General features: G+C 46.7%; 16 protein-coding genes and 1 tRNA gene. 16 read left to right on the forward strand and 1 reads right to left on the reverse strand.

Features of this window, described 5'->3' with window-relative positions:
- Nucleotides 1–40: 40 nt before the first annotated feature.
- The 7 genes from V1501_RS00320 (at nucleotide 41) to V1501_RS00350 (ending at nucleotide 5,343) form a co-directional block, all read left to right on the forward strand.
- Nucleotides 41–1,669 carry an oligosaccharide flippase family protein gene (locus tag V1501_RS00320; RefSeq protein WP_409290933.1) on the forward strand — a complete coding sequence of 543 codons (1,629 nt, stop codon included), beginning with the start codon at nucleotides 41–43 and terminating at the stop codon, nucleotides 1,667–1,669.
- On the forward strand, nucleotides 1,659–3,122 hold the full coding sequence (mazG, locus tag V1501_RS00325; protein ID WP_409290934.1) for a nucleoside triphosphate pyrophosphohydrolase: 1,464 nt from the start codon (nucleotides 1,659–1,661) through the stop codon (nucleotides 3,120–3,122). Before V1501_RS00320 ends, mazG begins: the two co-directional genes overlap by 11 nt.
- Nucleotides 3,123–3,148: 26 nt before the next feature.
- Nucleotides 3,149–3,409 carry an RNA-binding S4 domain-containing protein gene (locus tag V1501_RS00330; protein ID WP_409293189.1) on the forward strand — a complete coding sequence of 87 codons (261 nt, stop codon included), beginning with the start codon at nucleotides 3,149–3,151 and terminating at the stop codon, nucleotides 3,407–3,409.
- A gap of 62 nt (nucleotides 3,410–3,471) precedes the next feature.
- Nucleotides 3,472–3,780, forward strand: coding sequence for a sporulation protein YabP (yabP, locus tag V1501_RS00335; protein ID WP_409290935.1), 309 nt, complete (start codon nucleotides 3,472–3,474; stop codon nucleotides 3,778–3,780).
- Complete coding sequence (gene yabQ, locus V1501_RS00340; protein ID WP_409290936.1) at nucleotides 3,777–4,400, forward strand: spore cortex biosynthesis protein YabQ; 624 nt, start codon at nucleotides 3,777–3,779, stop codon at nucleotides 4,398–4,400. The genes yabP and yabQ overlap by 4 nt, the downstream gene beginning before the upstream one ends.
- 18 nt (nucleotides 4,401–4,418) lie before the next feature.
- A complete protein-coding gene (locus V1501_RS00345) occupies nucleotides 4,419–4,811 on the forward strand; it encodes an FtsB family cell division protein (protein WP_409290937.1) in 393 nt (130 codons plus the stop codon).
- A 73-nt stretch (nucleotides 4,812–4,884) separates the two neighbouring features.
- The gene (locus tag V1501_RS00350; protein WP_409290938.1) at nucleotides 4,885–5,343 is read left to right on the forward strand and encodes a S1 domain-containing RNA-binding protein; all 459 of its coding nucleotides are present in this window, start codon (nucleotides 4,885–4,887) and stop codon (nucleotides 5,341–5,343) included.
- 326 nt (nucleotides 5,344–5,669) lie between these two features.
- On the opposite strand, the gene V1501_RS00355 is transcribed toward V1501_RS00350, so the two are convergent.
- Nucleotides 5,670–5,743 (reverse strand) — tRNA-Met (locus V1501_RS00355).
- A 301-nt stretch (nucleotides 5,744–6,044) separates the two neighbouring features.
- Here V1501_RS00355 and spoIIE point away from each other — a divergent pair.
- The 9 genes from spoIIE (at nucleotide 6,045) to cysK (ending at nucleotide 17,668) form a co-directional block, all read left to right on the forward strand.
- The gene (gene spoIIE / locus V1501_RS00360) at nucleotides 6,045–8,522 is read left to right on the forward strand and encodes a stage II sporulation protein E (protein WP_409290939.1); all 2,478 of its coding nucleotides are present in this window, start codon (nucleotides 6,045–6,047) and stop codon (nucleotides 8,520–8,522) included.
- Between the two features lie 87 nt (nucleotides 8,523–8,609).
- Nucleotides 8,610–9,347 (forward strand): VWA domain-containing protein, encoded by a 738-nt coding sequence (locus V1501_RS00365; protein ID WP_409290940.1) that lies wholly within the window; start codon nucleotides 8,610–8,612, stop codon nucleotides 9,345–9,347.
- The gene (locus V1501_RS00370; protein ID WP_409290941.1) at nucleotides 9,313–10,278 is read left to right on the forward strand and encodes a serine/threonine protein kinase; all 966 of its coding nucleotides are present in this window, start codon (nucleotides 9,313–9,315) and stop codon (nucleotides 10,276–10,278) included. Before V1501_RS00365 ends, V1501_RS00370 begins: the two co-directional genes overlap by 35 nt.
- Nucleotides 10,279–10,383: 105 nt before the next feature.
- Entirely contained in the window at nucleotides 10,384–11,778 is a 1,395-nt protein-coding gene (gene tilS / locus V1501_RS00375; protein ID WP_409290942.1) for a tRNA lysidine(34) synthetase TilS, read from the forward strand.
- Between the two features lie 31 nt (nucleotides 11,779–11,809).
- Nucleotides 11,810–12,355 carry a hypoxanthine phosphoribosyltransferase gene (hpt, locus tag V1501_RS00380; protein ID WP_409293190.1) on the forward strand — a complete coding sequence of 182 codons (546 nt, stop codon included), beginning with the start codon at nucleotides 11,810–11,812 and terminating at the stop codon, nucleotides 12,353–12,355.
- Nucleotides 12,356–12,472: 117 nt separating this feature from the next.
- Nucleotides 12,473–14,503: an ATP-dependent zinc metalloprotease FtsH gene (gene ftsH, locus V1501_RS00385; protein ID WP_409290943.1), complete on the forward strand. Its 2,031-nt coding sequence runs from the start codon at nucleotides 12,473–12,475 to the stop codon at nucleotides 14,501–14,503.
- A 360-nt stretch (nucleotides 14,504–14,863) separates the two neighbouring features.
- Nucleotides 14,864–15,628, forward strand: a complete 765-nt coding sequence (locus V1501_RS00390) for a type III pantothenate kinase (RefSeq protein ID WP_409290944.1) — start codon at nucleotides 14,864–14,866, stop codon at nucleotides 15,626–15,628.
- A gap of 34 nt (nucleotides 15,629–15,662) precedes the next feature.
- Nucleotides 15,663–16,541, forward strand: a complete 879-nt coding sequence (hslO, locus tag V1501_RS00395; protein WP_409290945.1) for an Hsp33 family molecular chaperone HslO — start codon at nucleotides 15,663–15,665, stop codon at nucleotides 16,539–16,541.
- Nucleotides 16,542–16,741: 200 nt separating this feature from the next.
- Nucleotides 16,742–17,668: a cysteine synthase A gene (cysK, locus tag V1501_RS00400; RefSeq protein WP_409290946.1), complete on the forward strand. Its 927-nt coding sequence runs from the start codon at nucleotides 16,742–16,744 to the stop codon at nucleotides 17,666–17,668.
- The last annotated feature ends 36 nt before the right edge of the window (nucleotides 17,669–17,704 follow it).

The following is a 17,704-nucleotide window of genomic DNA, read 5'->3' on the forward strand; positions in this document are numbered from 1 at the left end:
AAAAGCCATTATCATCAACAGCAGGAAGTAGGAGAAAAAGATGGCTGAAAGGCCGGATGACATATCAAGTACAGTATTTAGAGGGGCGGCCATTCTGACTGCAGCTGCTATCCTGGTAAAGGTTCTCAGTGCCTTTTATCGAATACCTTATCAAAATTTGGCCGGTGACATCGGCTTTTATATCTATCAGCAGGTGTATCCGCTGTATGGCATAGCTCTTATTTTGTCCACCTATGGATTTCCGGTAATCATTTCAAAGCTGATGGCAGAAAAACAGGGAAACAGCAAAGAAGCTGGAGAAGTCCTGTATGTTTCATTCCTGATTCTTACGGCAGTGGGCCTCGCCTTTTTCTCAGCCGTTTATTTCGGGGCAGGCCGTCTTGCAGCAGCCATGGGAGACAAACAGCTGGCGCCTCTGCTTAAAATCAGTGCATTTCCGTTCCTGTTCATGCCCTTCATCTCGGCTGCCAGAGGAATGTTCCAGGCCGGCAATGACATGATTCCTACGGCCGTGTCCCAAGTTTTCGAGCAGGCTGTCCGTGTATCATTCATCATCATTTTCACCATGGTTCTCCTGCGGGGAGGAGGATCCATCTATAAGACAGGCGGCGGAGCCGTCCTCGGATCTGTACTCGGGGCTGCCGGAAGTACCTTGACACTCCTCACCTTTTTATGGATCCGTAAATTTCAAATTCCCATAAGGGCCCGTCTAACTCCCGGGATGTTGAAAAAGACTGCAGGCATGCTGTTTATCCAGGGTACAGCCTTCTGCCTCTCAAGCCTCCTGCTCACCCTGACACAGCTGGCAGATTCCTTTAACTTATACAGCCTTCTCGTGGATGCAGGCATGGCACCGGCAGATGCCAAGGGATTGAAGGGAGTCTTTGACCGGGGACAGCCGCTGCTTCAGCTTGGCTCAATTGCAGCGACTTCCCTGTCGATGGCCGTTGTCCCGCTGATTTCATCTTCACGGGCACAAGATGACATGAACTACCTAAAAGAAAAAATCAGGCTTTCCCTTAAAATTACCATCACCCTGGGTGCAGGAGCCGCAGCTGGGCTGATCTTATTAATCAAACCGGTCAATATCATGCTGTTTACAGACAGCAGCGGATCAGGGGCGCTGGCTATACTTGCCGCGACGATTCTCCCTGGTTCCCTGATCATGATTTTGTCAGTCATTCTGCAAAGCCTGGGCCGCCTGCGTTCGACCATCCTGATTATTTCTGCAGGCCTGTTGACTAAACTAATTCTAAATATGGTACTGGTTCCGCCCTTTAAAATTGAGGGTGCTGCCATGGCCACACTTTTCGCCTATGCTTTCATCCTTGGCGGTCTGCTCGTGGTGCTATCGAGTAAGCTGAAGCTGAAGCCTGGCGGAACGAAGGAGCTCGCAGCCTGGGTGCTCGGCTGTCTGGGAATGGCGGCTGCCCTTCTGCTGCACACCTTGTTGTTTAAGGAGCTTCAGCTCGCGGAAACAGGAAGGCTTGCAACGAGTTTACAGGCTTTATCAGGCGTAGGAGCCGGAGGGATTGTATATATATGGATCATAGTTAGATCGGGAATTTTCCCTGAAAATGACTTGTCACAGCTTCCTTTTGGACGCAGATTGACTGTTTTGAACCATCATATAAATAATAAAAGGAGTTATGGCAGTGATGGCGAATGAAATAATAGTGTTAGGGTTGGGTGCAGGGGACTTAAGTCAGCTGCCCTTCGGTATTTATAAGGAATTAAGAGAGGCTGGCAGCTGTTATGTGAGAACGATGGACCATCCCGTAATCAAGGAGCTTGCTGAAGAAGGAATAACTTTTGAGAGCTTTGATTCGATATATGAAAAGCATGATAGATTTGAAGCGGTTTATGAGGAGATTTCAGAAATTCTGCTGGCTGCTGCAGAGAAACAAGATGTACTGTATGCCGTCCCTGGGCATCCCATGGTTGCTGAGAAATCGGTTCAGCTGCTGCTTGAGAAGGGGCCGGCAAGGGGTGCTGATGTGCGTATCGCAGGGGGCCAAAGCTTCTTGGATGCTTTGTTTGCGGCTGCAGGATTTGATCCGATAGACGGGTTTCAGCTATTGGACGGAACAAGCCTGAGGGCTGAAGATATTATGATCAGCGGACATATCATCATTGGACAGGTATATGATGCCTTTATTGCCTCAGAAGTAAAACTTACTCTTATGGAAAAATTGCCGGATGATTATGAAGTCTGTATCATCACAGCAGCCGGCAGCAGCCGGGAGAAGGTAAGGAAAGTACGGCTATATGAGCTGGACCACGGAATGGAGCTCGATAACCTGACGAGTGTCTATGTGCCGCCTGTCAGGAAAGAAGAACTGTTTTACAGGGAGTTTTCGACTGCGCGGTCTATAATAGCTGCGCTTAGGGGACCCGGGGGCTGTCCCTGGGATCAAGAACAGACCCATGAGAGCCTGAAGAAATATTTAATAGAAGAATCTTATGAACTGATCGATGCAATAGATGAAAAGGACGATGAGGCAATCATCGGGGAGCTTGGAGATGTCCTGCTGCAAGTTCTCCTTCACGCCCAGATAGGCGAAGATGAGGGAATGTTTTCGATAGCTGACGTGATCGAAAGCTTATCCGAAAAGATGGTGAGACGCCACCCGCATGTATTCGGGGATTCAGCCGTCAATAGTTCAGATGAAGTAATAGAGAACTGGCAGAAGATAAAAGCCCGGGAAAAAGGAGCAAAGGCTAGGAAGAGGATGCTTGACGGAACTCCCAAATCCCTGCCGCAGCTACTGAAGGCATTGGATTATCAGAAGAAGGCATCAAAAGCAGGATTTGACTGGAAAGAGCCAGGCCCAATGTGGGAAAAGGTGCAGGAGGAGATAGAGGAAGCCAAAGTTGAGATTGCGGCAGAAGATCCGGAACTCCTTAAGAAAGAGTTAGGTGATATCCTGTTTGCCGTTGTTAATCTCTGCCGGTATTATTCCATCGATCCAGAGGAAGCTCTCCACTCAACGAATAAAAAGTTTTATAACCGGTTTGCTTATATAGAGACCGTTATCGAGGAGAACCAGAGGAAGTTTGAGGATTATACATTAGAACAGCTGGATGAACTGTGGGAAGAAGCAAAAAATAAGGGATATTAACAGGGAAAGAGGGAATAGGGATGACGATGAGACTCGATAAGTTTCTAAAAGTATCAAGGCTGATCAAGAGGCGCACAATGGCAAAGGAAGTCGCTGATCAGGGAAGAATCACGATTAATGGCATCACGGCCAAAGCGAGCTCCAATGTGAAGGTGGGCGATGAGATGGAAGTCCGCTTTGGCCAAAAGCTGGTAAGAGTAAAGATTGAAAAGCTCCAGGAGAATACCAGAAAGGAAGAAGCTGCAGACATGTATTCCGTTGTCAGTGAAGAGCGTCTGGCCGATTAGCTTGTTCTATATTCATCCTCTCTCACATAGATATTTACAAAAGCTATTGTGAGGGATGTTAAATGAGCCAGTATTTTGAATCAAATGCTAATAATAATAAGTCCTCGATGCCAGATCATGATGTGATGATGAAAGGGAGGAGGCTCCTTGAAATCACAGGGGTGAAGCAGGTGGAAAGCTTTGATAACGAGGAATTTCTCCTGGAAACATCCATGGGTTTTTTATCTGTGAGGGGGCAGAACCTTCAGATGAAAAACCTGGATGTCGATAAAGGGATTGTTTCCATCAAAGGCAAGGTCTTTGACCTGGTGTATCTGGACGAGCAAAGCGGGGATAAAGCTAAAGGGTTCTTTGGCAAGCTGTTCAAATGACCCTGACTACTCAGTTTTATACTCTCCTCTCCATTATCGGCATGGGCTGTTACTTCGGTGCAGCACTTGATACGTACAACCTTTTCCTAAAGCGCTCGAAGAGAAAAAGCTGGGTAGTGTTCATCAACGACTTCCTTTTCTGGGTTGCCCAGGGCCTGATCATATTCTATGTTCTATTCCTCGTAAATGAGGGGGATCTGAGGTTTTATCTCTTTTTGGCCCTGCTATGCGGCTTTGCTGCCTATCAGGCCCTCTTTAAGAAAAGCTACATGAGAGTGCTGAGGATAGTTCTTTCCATCGTAACAAAACTGTACCAATTTTTGGTGAAGATGGTTCTTCTCATTGTCTTTAAACCAATCAGCTGGATCCTGCTGACAGCCGCCGCAATTTTGTTAACTTTGGCAAAGGGACTTTTTTCCCTTGCCAAATTCCTTCTAAAACCTTTATTATCTATTATAAAGGGACTACTAATACCCTTTTTCTGGATTGCGCGAAAATTGGGCGGATTTATGCCGAAGGCTGTCAGATCAAGGATATTTGATTTCCTTGGAAAAGGGCGCCGCATTTTTCGGGCTCTCGGAAGATCTGTGATGAACCGGGTCAAAAGAACTAAAAAATAAATGAGGGGAGTGAGAGAGATGAGTGATTCTAATAAACGGAATGTTTCCAAGATAGATACTGATTATGTGACGCAGCAAGAAAAACAGATTCAATCCGTAGAAAGAAGAAAGCGGGGGCTTATCCGCAGGCTTACTGCCTTTGGCGTGGTCGCTGCCGTACTGTCTTGTCTGCTCATATCCACTCTTGTATCTCAAGCGGCTGTCCTGGAACAGAAAAAAGAACAAAGAACAAAGCTTAAGGGTGATCTCTCGCGTCTTGAAAAGAGGGAGAAAGACCTTAAGGATGAAATTGTAAAGCTGAATGACGATGAATATATAGCTAAGCTGGCAAGGCGGGATTATTTCCTTTCTGACAAAGGTGAAATTATTTTTAATTTACCAAAAAAGAAAGAAGACAGTGACTCTTATTGACACTGTTTTTTTTCTTTAGCTATAATATAGAGTAACGATGATTTTTTAAATTCTAAGGAGGAACATTTTTTTTATGTCAATCGAAGTAGGCAGCAAGCTACAAGGAAAAGTAACAGGGATTACAAATTTCGGAGCATTTGTGGAGCTGCCGGAAGGCTCAACTGGACTTGTCCATATCAGTGAAGTGGCGGACAACTACGTAAAAGATATCAACGACCATTTAAAAGTTGGGGATACAGTTGAAGTAAAGGTCATCAATGTTGAGAAAGACGGCAAGATCGGCCTGTCCATCAAAAAGGCAATCGATCGTCCGGAAAGTGCAGCCCCGGCATATACTCCACGCCCAAGGCAGGGCCGGAGCAATGACAGCAGGGGCCGGGATAATAATCGCGGACCTAGAGACAGCTTCCGTCCCAAGGAGAATTTTGAAACAAAGATGGCTAAGTTTTTGAAGGATAGTGAAGACCGTCTGGCTTCTCTTAAGCGAAGCACGGAAACCAAGCGTGGCGGAAGAGGCGGAAGACGCGGATAACTTGCTGCTGAACCTAGAGTAAAGAAATTTCGGATAAGACTTTTATATAAATAAAGAAGCTGGCAGTCCCTGCAGCTTCTTTTTTTGTATATAAAAGCATAAAACAAACATGTGTTTTCTTCCTCGCAGCCCATACATGGAAAGAAAACCTGAAACAGAGCGGGTTCAAACCAAATAAGGCGGGGGAGCGGAGTAAGGTACAAAGGAAATGACTGCAAGATAATTGATCGTCACACCTGGCTGCGGGAAAGCCTTATGATACATGCAGCTCCGCCCCTTTGCACAAAAAAACAGCATGGATCAGGGATCCATGCTGTTTTTTGCGATAGCGGCAGAGGGGATCGAACCCCCGACCTCACGGGTATGAACCGTACGCTCTAGCCAGCTGAGCTACGCCGCCAATATAATATGCAGAAGCACAAAAACTATCTTACCCAGAATGCAGAAGTTTGTCAATGGATTTTAAAACTAACGGAATATTTAGAAATTACACTTTTTCTGACCGAAATACCGCAATAATTCTTTCCTTTTTGTTCTGCCGCCGGCTGTTTTTTAAATGACAGGAAGGAGTTCCTGTAAAGATATGATTATTTTAAGAGAATACAGTCGAACGTTTCTATCAAACCCTCTCTTGATTTTGACAAAAAACAAAGGCTGTCCCATTTATAATCAAATCAAATGATAAACAGGGAGTGTTGGGAATGGAAAAGGTAGAACGGAGTCTGGCAGATACAGTCACGGAGCTGAATATTAAAGACGCCAAAGTGGGCGCGGTTAAATGGTTCCAGGATCTGCAAGCCAAATTGGAGGAAGTGATATTCAAGCGGGGCCTGCTCCTCGGGCTGATCGGCTTTCTGCTTGGAAGGGCACTGATCCTTTCCCAGCTGTCCCCATTCAGCATACCCTTTTTCGCAGCAGTCTATATGATGAGGAGGGACAGGGCGCCTTTTGCTTTAGCCGGGCTGATCGCCGGAGCCGTAACCATCCATATTTCTAATGGGGTAGTAGTATTTGCCGCAGCCTTTCTCATGATGCTTCTGTATAAGATAAAAGAGCCGCAGGCCGCCGGGCGCTTTCAGGCGGTAGCCATTTATGTCTTCCTCTCACTTTCAGCCGTAAGGGCAGCGGAGCAGCTGGTCCTGGGCGGAAACTTTAAGCTATATGACGGTTTGATGATTGGAGTCGAAGCCGGTCTGGCCGCCATCCTTTCACTGATTTTTGCCCAGTCCATACCTCTTATTTCCATAAGGAGGAAAGCACATTCCTTTAAGACGGAAGAAGTGATAAGTATTATAATCCTGCTGGCTTCGGTTATGACCGGGACAATCGGCTGGACCATTTACGGACTCTCAATGGAACATATCCTCTCCCGCTATCTTGTGCTCCTGTTTGCCCTCTCAGGCGGTGCGGCAATCGGTTCAACTGTCGGAGTGGTAACCGGCCTCATTTTCAGCCTTGCGAATGTTTCGAGCCTGTATCAGATGAGCCTCCTCGCTTTCTCGGGACTCCTCGGAGGCCTTTTAAAGGATGGCAAAAAAGTGGGTGCATCCCTTGGGCTTGGAGTGGCGACCCTTCTAATTGGACTGTATGGAGAAGGGGTCACAAACTTATCTCTCACCCTGTATGAAACGCTTGCTGCGATAACACTTGTCATGCTGACGCCTTCCGGATTAATTTTGAAAATTGCGAAGCATATTCCAGGCACGGCTGAATATAGCAATGAACAGCAATTATATATGAGAAAGGTCAGGGATGTTACGGCAAAGAGAGTGTCGCAGTTTTCCAATGTATTTGAGGCGCTGTCCAATAGTTTCTCACAAGTGGACGGGCCGATTGAAGAAGACAGGAATGAGGAAAAGAGGGTTGACTATTTATTAAGCAATGTGACGGAAAAGACCTGTCAGACTTGTCATAGGAAGGAACATTGCTGGACCAGGAACTTTAATTATACGTATGAAAGCATGGGAGAGATTATGTATAGTCTGGAGGCAGGAGGAGGGCAGGTCAGCCCAAGGCTTGAGAGAGAGTGGAAAAAGAATTGCACGCGCTCTGAAAAGGTGATTGATGCCATTGCCCAGGAACTCTCTGCTTCCCAGGCAAGCGATAAACTGAAAAAACAGATTCAGGAAAGCCGGAAGCTGGTTGCCGACCAGTTGAAAGGTGTTTCGGAAGTGATGGAGGACTTTGCGAAAGAAATTCGGAGGGAAAGGAAGAATCACCATCTGCAGGAGGAGCAGATACTCGAGGAGATCCGGAACTTCGGGCTGCCGGTAAACGGGATTGAAATATACAGCCTCGAGCAGGGAAATGTAGATATTGATATTAGCACACCATACTGCCATGGAAGAGGAGAATGCGAGAAGCTCATCGCTCCCATGCTGACAGATATACTGGGCGAGTCAATCGTTGTGCATTCAGAGGACTGCGCCTCCTTCCCAGGGGGAACCTGTCATGTTACGTTCCGGTCAGCCAAAAAATTTATTGTAGAAACAGGGGTAGCCCATGCAGCGAAGGGAGGCGGACTTGTTTCAGGCGACAGTTATACTACCATGGATATCGGCTTTGGGAAGTATGCGATAGCCATTAGCGATGGCATGGGCAATGGGGAGAGGGCACATCATGAAAGCAGTGAAACCCTTCAGCTGCTGCAAAAAATCCTTCTCTCAGGCATCGAAGAAAAAATTGCCATTAAATCGGTGAATTCCGTCCTCTCTCTAAGAACCACAGATGAAATATTTTCAACCCTCGACCTCGCCATGATCGACCTGCATGATGCCAAAGCCAGATTTTTGAAAATATGTTCAATACCAAGCTTTATAAAGCGTGGTGATAAAGTGATCAAAGTGGAATCAGACAATCTGCCGATGGGCATGTTCACGGAATTTGATGTTGAGGTAGTGACCGAACAGCTGAAGGCAGGCGATCTCGTCATCATGATGAGCGATGGAATCTTCGACGGGCCGTCACACTTTGAAAATTTTGAATTCTGGATGAAGCGGAAGCTAAAAGAAATGCAGACAGAGGATCCTCAGGAAATTGCGGATTTAATCCTGGAGGAGGTCATCCGCCGAAAGGGAAGCATCGATGACGATATCACGATTGTTACAGCGAAGGTGAATCACAACACGCCAAAGTGGGCAGCGATTCCGGTATTCTCCGGCAGGAAGAAGGCGCAGTAAGATACTCGCCCCTTTCCTTTTTGACAGGTATACATCTCTCTTATTTAGTCGAAGATGGAACTAAATAATGCGAGAGGGAGTGTTCTTATGAATCCAGGTACTTTAAGACAGATTCTCCTCATAACAGACGGCTGTTCAAATCATGGGGAAGATCCTTCTTCAATGGCTGCTCTGGCGAGGGAGCAGGGCATCGTGGTCAATGTGATCGGTGTGGTAGAACAGGATGTTATTGATGAAAAAGGAATGCAGGAAATAGAAGCCATTGCCCAGGCGGGGGGCGGCGTCAGCCAGGTTGTCTACAGTTCTCAGCTTTCCCAGACTGTCCAGATGGTTACAAGAAAAGCGATGACACAGACAATCCAGGGAGTTGTGAACAAGGAGCTTCAGCAGATTCTCGGTCGCTCTAAATCCATTGAAGACCTTCCGCCGGAAAAAAGGGGCGAGGTGATTGAAGTGGTGGACGAGCTTGGGGAAACTGCGGGTCTCGAGGTGCTGGTTCTTGTAGATACCAGTGCAAGCATGAAGCACAAGCTGCCCACAGTAAAAGAGGCCCTCCTGGATTTGTCTTTGAGCCTGAATGCAAGAATGGGAGATAATAAGTTTTCTGTCTTTGTATTTCCCGGGAAAAAGTCAGAGGCGGAAAGACTGCTCGAATGGACACCAAGGCTTGAGTCCCTTACCAAAATCTTTCCCAAACTTTCGACTGGCGGCATGACTCCAACTGGACCGGCGCTAAGGGAAGCATTGTCATATTTTAAGAAAAAACGCTCATTAAGGAGTCTGTTATCAAATGATGATGAACGATTCTTTGAGGAATCAGTGTAAGGCGCCGCCCGGAACCATCATCAAAGGCAAGTGGTATAAGGAAGAATATACAATCATCCGAGAGCTGGGCCATGGTGCCAATGGCATTGTCTATCTGGCCGGCCGCGAGGGGCAGGAAGTCGCCCTTAAGGTGAGTGACAACAGCATGTCCATCAGCTCGGAGATGAACATCCTTAAATCGTTTACCAAGGTCCAGGGTGCAGCCCTAGGGCCTTCTTTGTTGAGTGCCGATGACTGGGTAAGGGCTGGCAGGACACTTCCTTTTTATGTGATGGAATATATAAAAGGTGATACATATTTGGATTTTCTTAAATATAAGGGAACATACTGGGCTCCTATACTGGCCCTGCAGCTGCTAAAAAACCTTTCCCGGCTTCATGCCTCAGGCTGGGTCTTTGGAGACTTAAAACCAGAAAATTTAATCGTCAGCATGCCATCCTGCCAGGTACGCTGCATCGATGTGGGAGGGACCACCCTCATCGGCAGGTCCATCAAAGAGTTCACGGAATTCTTTGACCGCGGGTATTGGGGCCTCGGCTCAAGGAAAGCTGAGCCTTCTTATGACCTGTTTGCGGTGGCGATGATAGTCATTAATTCCCATTATCCGAAACGGTTCATCAGAAAAGGAGATGGCTATGCCCAGCTGTCAGCGGCAATCGGGAACGTCCCGGAGCTTAAAGGCTATGAACGCATCCTGGATAAAGCGCTCCTCGGTAAATATCAATCAGCGGCTGAGATGAGACAGGAACTGCTGGATGCCGCCCAGCCCCGTTCCGAAATGAAGGCGGCGGGGCCCCGGTCAGTCAATACTGTGCCCAGCAGGAAAAATGGGACTCCAGCGAAGAAAAAAGGCGGGATTCTGGAATCCATTGTCCTTGTGGTTTTGATTACTTTTATATATATTGTTTATATTTACACTAAGATAATATGAACCTCGGGGAAAAAATCTTTTCAAAAAATGAAACCTTTCACACTTATAGACGTATAAACAAAATAGCCTGTCGTCTGTACAGGCAAAAGAGTAAGGATGTTACGAATGTTAGAGAGAAGAATCCTTCATTATATTAAGATGCACAAACTGCTGGAGCCGGGAGAAAAGCTGCTGGCAGGAGTTTCAGGCGGGCCGGATTCATTGGCTTTGCTCCATTTTCTTGCAAACCTTCGGGAGGATTATGGGATACAGCTGTACACCGCCCATGTGGATCATATGTTCAGGGGCCGGGAATCCTATGAAGACCTTCTGTTTGTAAAAGATGCCTGCCGTGCGCTGGATATTGCATTTGAAGGGAAAAGCATTGACGTAAATGCCTATAGGGAAGAAACAGGACTCAGTCCGCAGAATGCCGCAAGAGTCCTCCGTTATCAGTTTTACAGGGAAGTAATGGACAAATACGGCATCAGGAAGCTGGCACTCGGCCATCATGGAGATGATCAGATCGAGACAATCCTGATGAGGCTGACCAGGGGGGCAAGCGGATTTGCAAGGGCCGGCATTGCCGTTAAGCGCAGGTTTCATGAAGGGGAAATCATCAGGCCGTTCCTCGCTGCAGATAAGGAGGAGATCCTTGATTATTGCAGGAGACATGGACTGCAGCCCAGGATGGACCCAAGCAATGAAAAAGGCAGTTACAGCAGAAATCGCTTCCGGTTAAGTGTTTTGCCATTTCTAAAAAGGGAAAACATAAAAGCACATGAACATTTCCAACGTTTCAGCGAAGAAACAAGAGAGGATGAGGAGCTGCTTTTGGAGCTTGCCAGAATAAGGATGGAGAGTGTCTGGGTGAAGAAGGACAGGATGCATTCAGCCATATGCATTCAAGCCCTGGGAGCAATGCCAAATTCTTTACAAAGAAGAGGCATTCAACTAATATTAAACTATCTTTATGGTGAGAATCCTGAATCATTATCTGCTAAACACATCACTCAGGTCAAGGAGCTGCTTCTTAACCCTGATCCCTCTGCAGAACTACATTTTCCTAACAATTTATTGGTGAAAAAATCATATGATCTCTGTATGTTTTCCTTCCTTCAGGCACAACCTAAGCCTTATTCCGTAAAGCTTGCGGTGCCTGGTGTGACACGGCTGCCCAATGGATATTCCATTGAAGCGCAGTTTGTGGAAAGGCTTCCTGAGAATCGGAGCAACAATACTTTCCTGATACGTACTGGCGGCGGCCTGCTTGCGCTCCATGCCCGAACAAGATTGAATGGCGACAGGATGCTTCTAAAGGGCCTTAAAGGCGGTTCCAAAAAGATCAAGGATCTATTCATTAATGAAAAAACGCCTGCGGAAAGCCGGGACTCCTGGCCGATCGTAACAGATGCGTCAGGGGAAATTCTCTGGGTGCCGGGAATAAGAAAATCCAGCTGGGAAGCAGAATACTGTGATAAAGAGCACTCATACATATATCTCGAATATATCAAAGTCTAGTTCTTCTAGGGGGCAAAACAGAAAAATGAGCATGAAAAACGATATTGAAAACATCTTGATCACTGAAGAGGAAATCCAGGAGAAAACAAGAGAGCTTGCCGTACGCTTAAGCGAAGATTACAAAGATAAATTCCCGCTTGCGATTGGTGTCCTAAAAGGAGCCATGCCGTTCATGTCCGATCTCTTAAAAAGAGTGGATGCTTATCTTGAAATGGATTTCATGGATGTGTCGAGCTACGGCAATTCCACTGTCTCTTCAGGAGAAGTCAAAATAATCAAGGACCTGGATACCTCAGTCGAGGGGCGCGATATTGTCATCATCGAGGATATCATTGATTCAGGCCTTACACTGAGCTATCTTGTAGAGCTGTTCCGCTACCGAAAGGCCAAGACCATCAAAATTGTGACACTGCTGGATAAGCCATCAGGCAGGAAGGCAGATATCAAGGCGGATTATGCAGGGTTTATCGTACCGGATGCCTTTGTTGTTGGATATGGCCTTGATTATGCTGAAAAGTATAGAAACCTTCCATACATCGGAATTCTTAAGCCGGAAGTTTACCAGAATCAAGAATAAAGCACTTTGTTTTCAGGCAAAATTGTCATATTTGTGAAGGAAGAGCAATATATTGTAAATCCTTGATTTTGTATGATACTATTCTATTTAGTTTTTTAGTGTGGGAGGAGGTTAGGGATGAATCGGATCTTCCGTAATACAATATTCTATCTACTGATATTTTTGGTGATTATTGGGGTTGTAAGCATCTTCAACAACCATAATGAACCAACCGATAATATATCCCAGGATGCGTTCTTTGAACGCCTGGAAAAAGGTGACGTAAAATCTATAACCCTGCAGCCCGAGCGTCTTGTCTATGAGGTAAAGGGAACGCTTGAAAAGGGCAAAAAGGACGGGTTCATCACATATGTGACGAACAATAATAATACCCTGGACCGCATCAACAAGGCGGTCGACGAGAATGAGGTGAAGCTGGAGACGCTTCCTGCGAAGGAAACCAGCGGATGGGTAACGTTCTTTACATCCATCATTCCTTTCGTCATCATCTTCATACTGTTCTTCTTCCTGCTCAACCAGGCTCAGGGCGGCGGAAGCCGTGTCATGAACTTCGGGAAAAGCAAGGCAAAGCTTTATAACGACGATAAGAAAAAGGTTCGTTTTAAAGATGTTGCCGGCGCGGATGAAGAAAAGCAGGAGCTTGTCGAGGTCGTTGAGTTCCTGAAGGATCCAAGGAAATTTGCTGAGCTTGGCGCCCGGATTCCTAAGGGTGTCCTCCTGGTGGGACCTCCAGGAACTGGTAAGACCCTTCTTGCAAGGGCGGCCGCAGGAGAAGCGGGAGTACCTTTCTTCTCCATCAGCGGTTCCGATTTCGTTGAAATGTTCGTGGGTGTCGGTGCCTCACGTGTGCGTGACCTGTTCGAAAATGCCAAAAAGAATGCACCATGTATCATCTTCATTGATGAGATTGATGCTGTCGGACGCCAGCGCGGCGCCGGTCTTGGCGGCGGGCATGATGAGCGCGAACAGACGCTTAACCAGCTTCTTGTTGAAATGGACGGCTTCGGTGCCAATGAAGGAATCATCATCATTGCGGCAACCAACAGACCGGACATTCTGGATCCTGCCCTCCTGCGTCCGGGACGCTTTGACAGACAGATTACTGTCGACCGTCCGGATGTTAAGGGACGTGAAGCTGTGCTCCAGGTACATGCCCGCAATAAGCCTCTTGATGAGTCAGTGAACCTTAAGGCTATAGCCACAAGGACGCCGGGCTTCTCAGGCGCGGATCTAGAGAATCTTTTGAACGAAGCTGCACTGGTTGCTGCAAGACGAAATAAGAAAAAAGTCGATATGTCTGACATAGACGAGGCAACTGACCGTGTCATTGCCGGTCCTGCCAAGAAAAGCCGGGTGATTTCAGAGAAGGAAAGGCGCATCGTGGCTTACCATGAAGCAGGCCATACTGTTATCGGCACGGTTCTTGATGAAGCAGAAATGGTTCACAAGGTAACGATTGTTCCGCGCGGCCAGGCTGGTGGATATGCAGTCATGCTTCCTAAGGAAGACCGCTACTTCATGACCAAGCCTGAACTGCTCGATAAGATCGTAGGTCTTCTCGGCGGCCGTGTAGCTGAAGAAATCACCTTCGGCGAAGTGAGCACCGGGGCACACAATGACTTCCAGCGTGCCACTGGCATTGCCCGCCGGATGGTTACAGAATTCGGAATGAGTGACAAGCTGGGCCCGATGCAGTTTGGCCAGGCTCAGGGAGGACAGGTGTTCCTGGGACGCGACCTTCACAATGAACAGAATTACTCGGATAAGATCGCTTATGAGATTGATACCGAAATCCAGACCTTCATCAAGGAAAGCTATGAACGTGCGAGAACCATCCTGACTGAAAACCGGGATAAGCTTGAAATTATCGCCACTACTCTTCTTGAGGTTGAAACTCTGGACGCAGATCAAATCAAGCATCTGATCGACCATGGCACACTTCCTAACAAGACAGTCGGTCTTGATAAAGATGTCAAAGTGAACATCCATACAAAATCAGAAGATGAGCGCTCAGAGGATAAGAATTCTTCAGGCACAACCAGCCCGAAGACTATACCTAATCCTCAGCTGCAGGAAGGGCATCCTACGGACAATCCAAAGGATAAGTTTCCACCAGTGAATGATGAAAGCCGCAAATCTGATCTGTAATAAGAAAAAAGGCATCCGCATGGGTGCCTTTTTCTGTGGAAAAGCGGAGCTGCATATATCATGAGCCAGGTGTGAGCCTCCTTTTCTTGCCGGCATTCCTGCCTGCGCCTTACTCCGCTCCACCGCCTAATTGTGTTTGTTCCTGCTCTTGTTAAGGTTCCTTTCCATGCATGGTCCGCCAGTAGAAAAATTATGTTATTAAATGCGAATCCGGATTGGTCAGCAGGTCGCAATCCTATCCTTAAATTGAGTAATTATGATATGATGTGGAAGGATAAAATGTGTTATTGTCGTCTTTGATTTGTACGTACCTGCCCAGAAGGCAGCTATTCTTATATATTATCTAAAGTGGTGAATGATATGATTTTTGTACTGGATGTTGGAAACACAAATATTGTTCTGGGTGTATATGAAGGAGAAAAGCTTAAGCATCACTGGAGGATTGAAACGAACCGCCATAAAACGGAAGATGAATTTGGCATGGTTATCAAAGGTCTTCTTCAGCATGTTGGATTGACATTCAAGGATTTTGACGGAATTATCATTTCATCGGTGGTTCCTCCCATTATGTTTTCACTTGAAGGCATGTGCCTGAAGTATTTTGAAATAAAGCCTCTTATTGTTGGACCGGGAATTAAAACGGGCCTCAATATAAAATATGATAATCCCAAGGAAGTCGGGGCAGACCGTATTGTTAATGCTGTTGCCGGCATTCACGAATACGGCAGCCCTCTGATAATCGTTGATTTTGGGACGGCTACGACGTATTGCTATATCAATGAACAGAAACAATATATGGGCGGTGCCATTGCTCCGGGAATCGGTATTTCCACAGAAGCATTATACTCGAAAGCCGCGAAACTCCCGAGGATTGAAATAGCCCGGCCGGATGATATCATCGGCAAGAATACAGTTTCAGCTATGCAGGCGGGCATTCTTTTTGGTTATGTCGGCCAGGTTGAGGGAATTGTTAAACGTATGAAGGACCACAGCCAGACACAGCCTAAGGTAATCGCCACAGGCGGCCTCGCAAAACTTATATCAAAAGAATCACCTTTAATTGATGTCGTGGATCCTTTCCTTACACTGAAAGGATTACAGCTGATTTATAAACGCAATATATAAGCATGCTAATTAAAGCGGAAGGCGGTTTTAGTGAATGTCAGATTATATAGTAAAAGCTTTGGGTTTTAACGGACAGGTCAGGGCTTACGCCGCTGCCACTACCGAGACAGTGGGAGAAGGCCAGAGGCGTCACGGGACCTGGCCGACAGCTTCGGCTGCACTCGGCCGGACCATGACAGCCGGCGTCATTATGGGCGCTATGCTTAAAGGTGATGAAAAGCTCACAATCAAGGTTGAAGGAGGAGGCCCAATCGGGGCAATTCTCGTTGACAGCAATGCCAGAGGAGAAGTCCGCGGCTATGTGACACATCCGCAGGTTCACTTTGATCTCAATGAGCATGGCAAGCTGGATGTAAGACGGGCTGTCGGCACGGAAGGCACCCTGACGGTCGTGAAGGACATTGGGCTCAGAGACCATTTTACTGGACAAGTACCTATCGTTTCCGGTGAACTGGGCGATGATTTCACCTATTACTTCGCTTCATCTGAGCAGGTACCTTCATCAGTGGGGGTGGGGGTCCTTGTGAACCCTGACAACTCCATTCTTGCTGCAGGAGGATTCATACTCCAGCTCCTCCCGGGTGCTGATGAGGAGACCATTGAACAACTGGAGCAAAGGCTGAAGTCGATTCCTCCTATCTCCAAACTAATCCAGCAGGGCCTTAGCCCTGAAGAGATTCTTGAAGAACTGATGGGGAAAGGCGATGTTAAATTCCTTGAAACCCTTCCTGTCCAGTTTAAATGCCAGTGCTCAAAAGAAAGAATTGCCAATGCACTGATAAGCCTGGGCTCCGATGAAATCGGCGACATAATAGAGGAAGACGGCAAGGCGGAAGCGCAATGCCATTTTTGTAATGAAGTTTATCATTTCGATAAAGATGAGCTGGAAGAATTGAAAGCAGAAGCGAAGTAATATTCCATATCTAAGACTGCATTAAAAGGGCGCGCCATGTCATGGTTACCATGGATGGGACAGCGTCCTTTTTAAATGCCATCTTTTCGATACCTATAAAAACCTATATGCAAGGTTGAAATGTTTGACAATTCGGCGAATTGGATGTAACATTTTTAAATAAAACCAATAAAAATACTGGGGATTAAGAGGTGGAGAAAATGGCACGTGTTGCAAATTCAGTAGCAGATTTGGTCGGCCAGACGCCGATCGTGAAATTGAATCGTATTGTAGAAGATAATATTGCAGATGTTTATTTAAAATTAGAATATATGAATCCGGGAAGCAGTGTGAAAGACCGGATTGCGCTCGCTATGATTGAGGCAGCCGAAGAGAGCGGCAAGCTTAAGCAGGGTGATACGATCATTGAACCAACAAGCGGAAACACGGGAATCGGTCTCGCTATGATAGCTGCAGCCAAAGGCTACCGCTCTATTCTGGTTATGCCGGAAACCATGAGCATGGAGCGCCGGAATCTTCTTCGAGCATATGGGGCGGAGCTGGTGCTGACACCAGGGCCTGAAGGTATGGGTGGAGCCATCCGAAAAGCTGAGGAATTGGCAAAGGAAAATGGTTACTTTGTTCCTCAACAGTTCAAAAATGAGGCCAATCCAGAAGTACACCGCAAAACTACGGGCAAAGAAATTGTATCTCAGATGGATCAGCTTGATGCCTTTATCTCCGGAATTGGAACGGGCGGTACAATCACAGGTGCTGGTGAAGTGCTTAGGGAGAATTTCCCCGGCATCAAGATAGTCGCTGTAGAACCTTCTGATTCTCCGGTTCTTTCCGGCGGGAAGCCCGGCCCTCATAAAATACAGGGAATCGGTGCCGGTTTTATTCCTGACATCCTGAATACGGAGATCTATGATGAAATCATACAGGTCAAGACAGACGATGCTTTCGATTACGCGCGCCGCGCGGCCAGGGAAGAAGGGATTCTTGGCGGCATCTCGTCCGGAGCAGCCATTTATGCCGCTATTGAAGTGGCTAAGAAGCTTGGCAAAGGCAAAAAGGTACTGGCTATCATCCCAAGCAATGGTGAAAGGTACCTCAGCACCCCTCTTTATCAATTTGAGCAGGAATAAATAACACTCCTGCCACTATATAAGATCGAAAAAGCT

Source organism: Paraperibacillus esterisolvens, from assembly GCF_046237625.1.
Taxonomy (GTDB): domain Bacteria; phylum Bacillota; class Bacilli; order Bacillales; family DSM-1321; genus Paraperibacillus; species Paraperibacillus esterisolvens.

Excerpts from the sequence above, each read along its gene's own strand:
- V1501_RS00320 (WP_409290933.1), top strand. The coding sequence starts at position 41 with ATGGCTGAAAGGCCGGATGACATATCAAGTACAGTATTTAGAGGGGCG.
- mazG (WP_409290934.1), top strand. The coding sequence starts at position 1,659 with ATGGCGAATGAAATAATAGTGTTAGGGTTGGGTGCAGGGGACTTAAGT.
- V1501_RS00330 (WP_409293189.1), top strand. The coding sequence starts at position 3,149 with ATGAGACTCGATAAGTTTCTAAAAGTATCAAGGCTGATCAAGAGGCGC.
- yabP (WP_409290935.1), top strand. The coding sequence starts at position 3,472 with ATGAGCCAGTATTTTGAATCAAATGCTAATAATAATAAGTCCTCGATG.
- yabQ (WP_409290936.1), top strand. The coding sequence starts at position 3,777 with ATGACCCTGACTACTCAGTTTTATACTCTCCTCTCCATTATCGGCATG.
- V1501_RS00345 (WP_409290937.1), top strand. The coding sequence starts at position 4,419 with ATGAGTGATTCTAATAAACGGAATGTTTCCAAGATAGATACTGATTAT.
- V1501_RS00350 (WP_409290938.1), top strand. The coding sequence starts at position 4,885 with ATGTCAATCGAAGTAGGCAGCAAGCTACAAGGAAAAGTAACAGGGATT.
- spoIIE (WP_409290939.1), top strand. The coding sequence starts at position 6,045 with ATGGAAAAGGTAGAACGGAGTCTGGCAGATACAGTCACGGAGCTGAAT.
- V1501_RS00365 (WP_409290940.1), top strand. The coding sequence starts at position 8,610 with ATGAATCCAGGTACTTTAAGACAGATTCTCCTCATAACAGACGGCTGT.
- V1501_RS00370 (WP_409290941.1), top strand. The coding sequence starts at position 9,313 with ATGATGATGAACGATTCTTTGAGGAATCAGTGTAAGGCGCCGCCCGGA.
- tilS (WP_409290942.1), top strand. The coding sequence starts at position 10,384 with ATGTTAGAGAGAAGAATCCTTCATTATATTAAGATGCACAAACTGCTG.
- hpt (WP_409293190.1), top strand. The coding sequence starts at position 11,810 with ATGAAAAACGATATTGAAAACATCTTGATCACTGAAGAGGAAATCCAG.
- ftsH (WP_409290943.1), top strand. The coding sequence starts at position 12,473 with ATGAATCGGATCTTCCGTAATACAATATTCTATCTACTGATATTTTTG.
- V1501_RS00390 (WP_409290944.1), top strand. The coding sequence starts at position 14,864 with ATGATTTTTGTACTGGATGTTGGAAACACAAATATTGTTCTGGGTGTA.
- hslO (WP_409290945.1), top strand. The coding sequence starts at position 15,663 with ATGTCAGATTATATAGTAAAAGCTTTGGGTTTTAACGGACAGGTCAGG.
- cysK (WP_409290946.1), top strand. The coding sequence starts at position 16,742 with ATGGCACGTGTTGCAAATTCAGTAGCAGATTTGGTCGGCCAGACGCCG.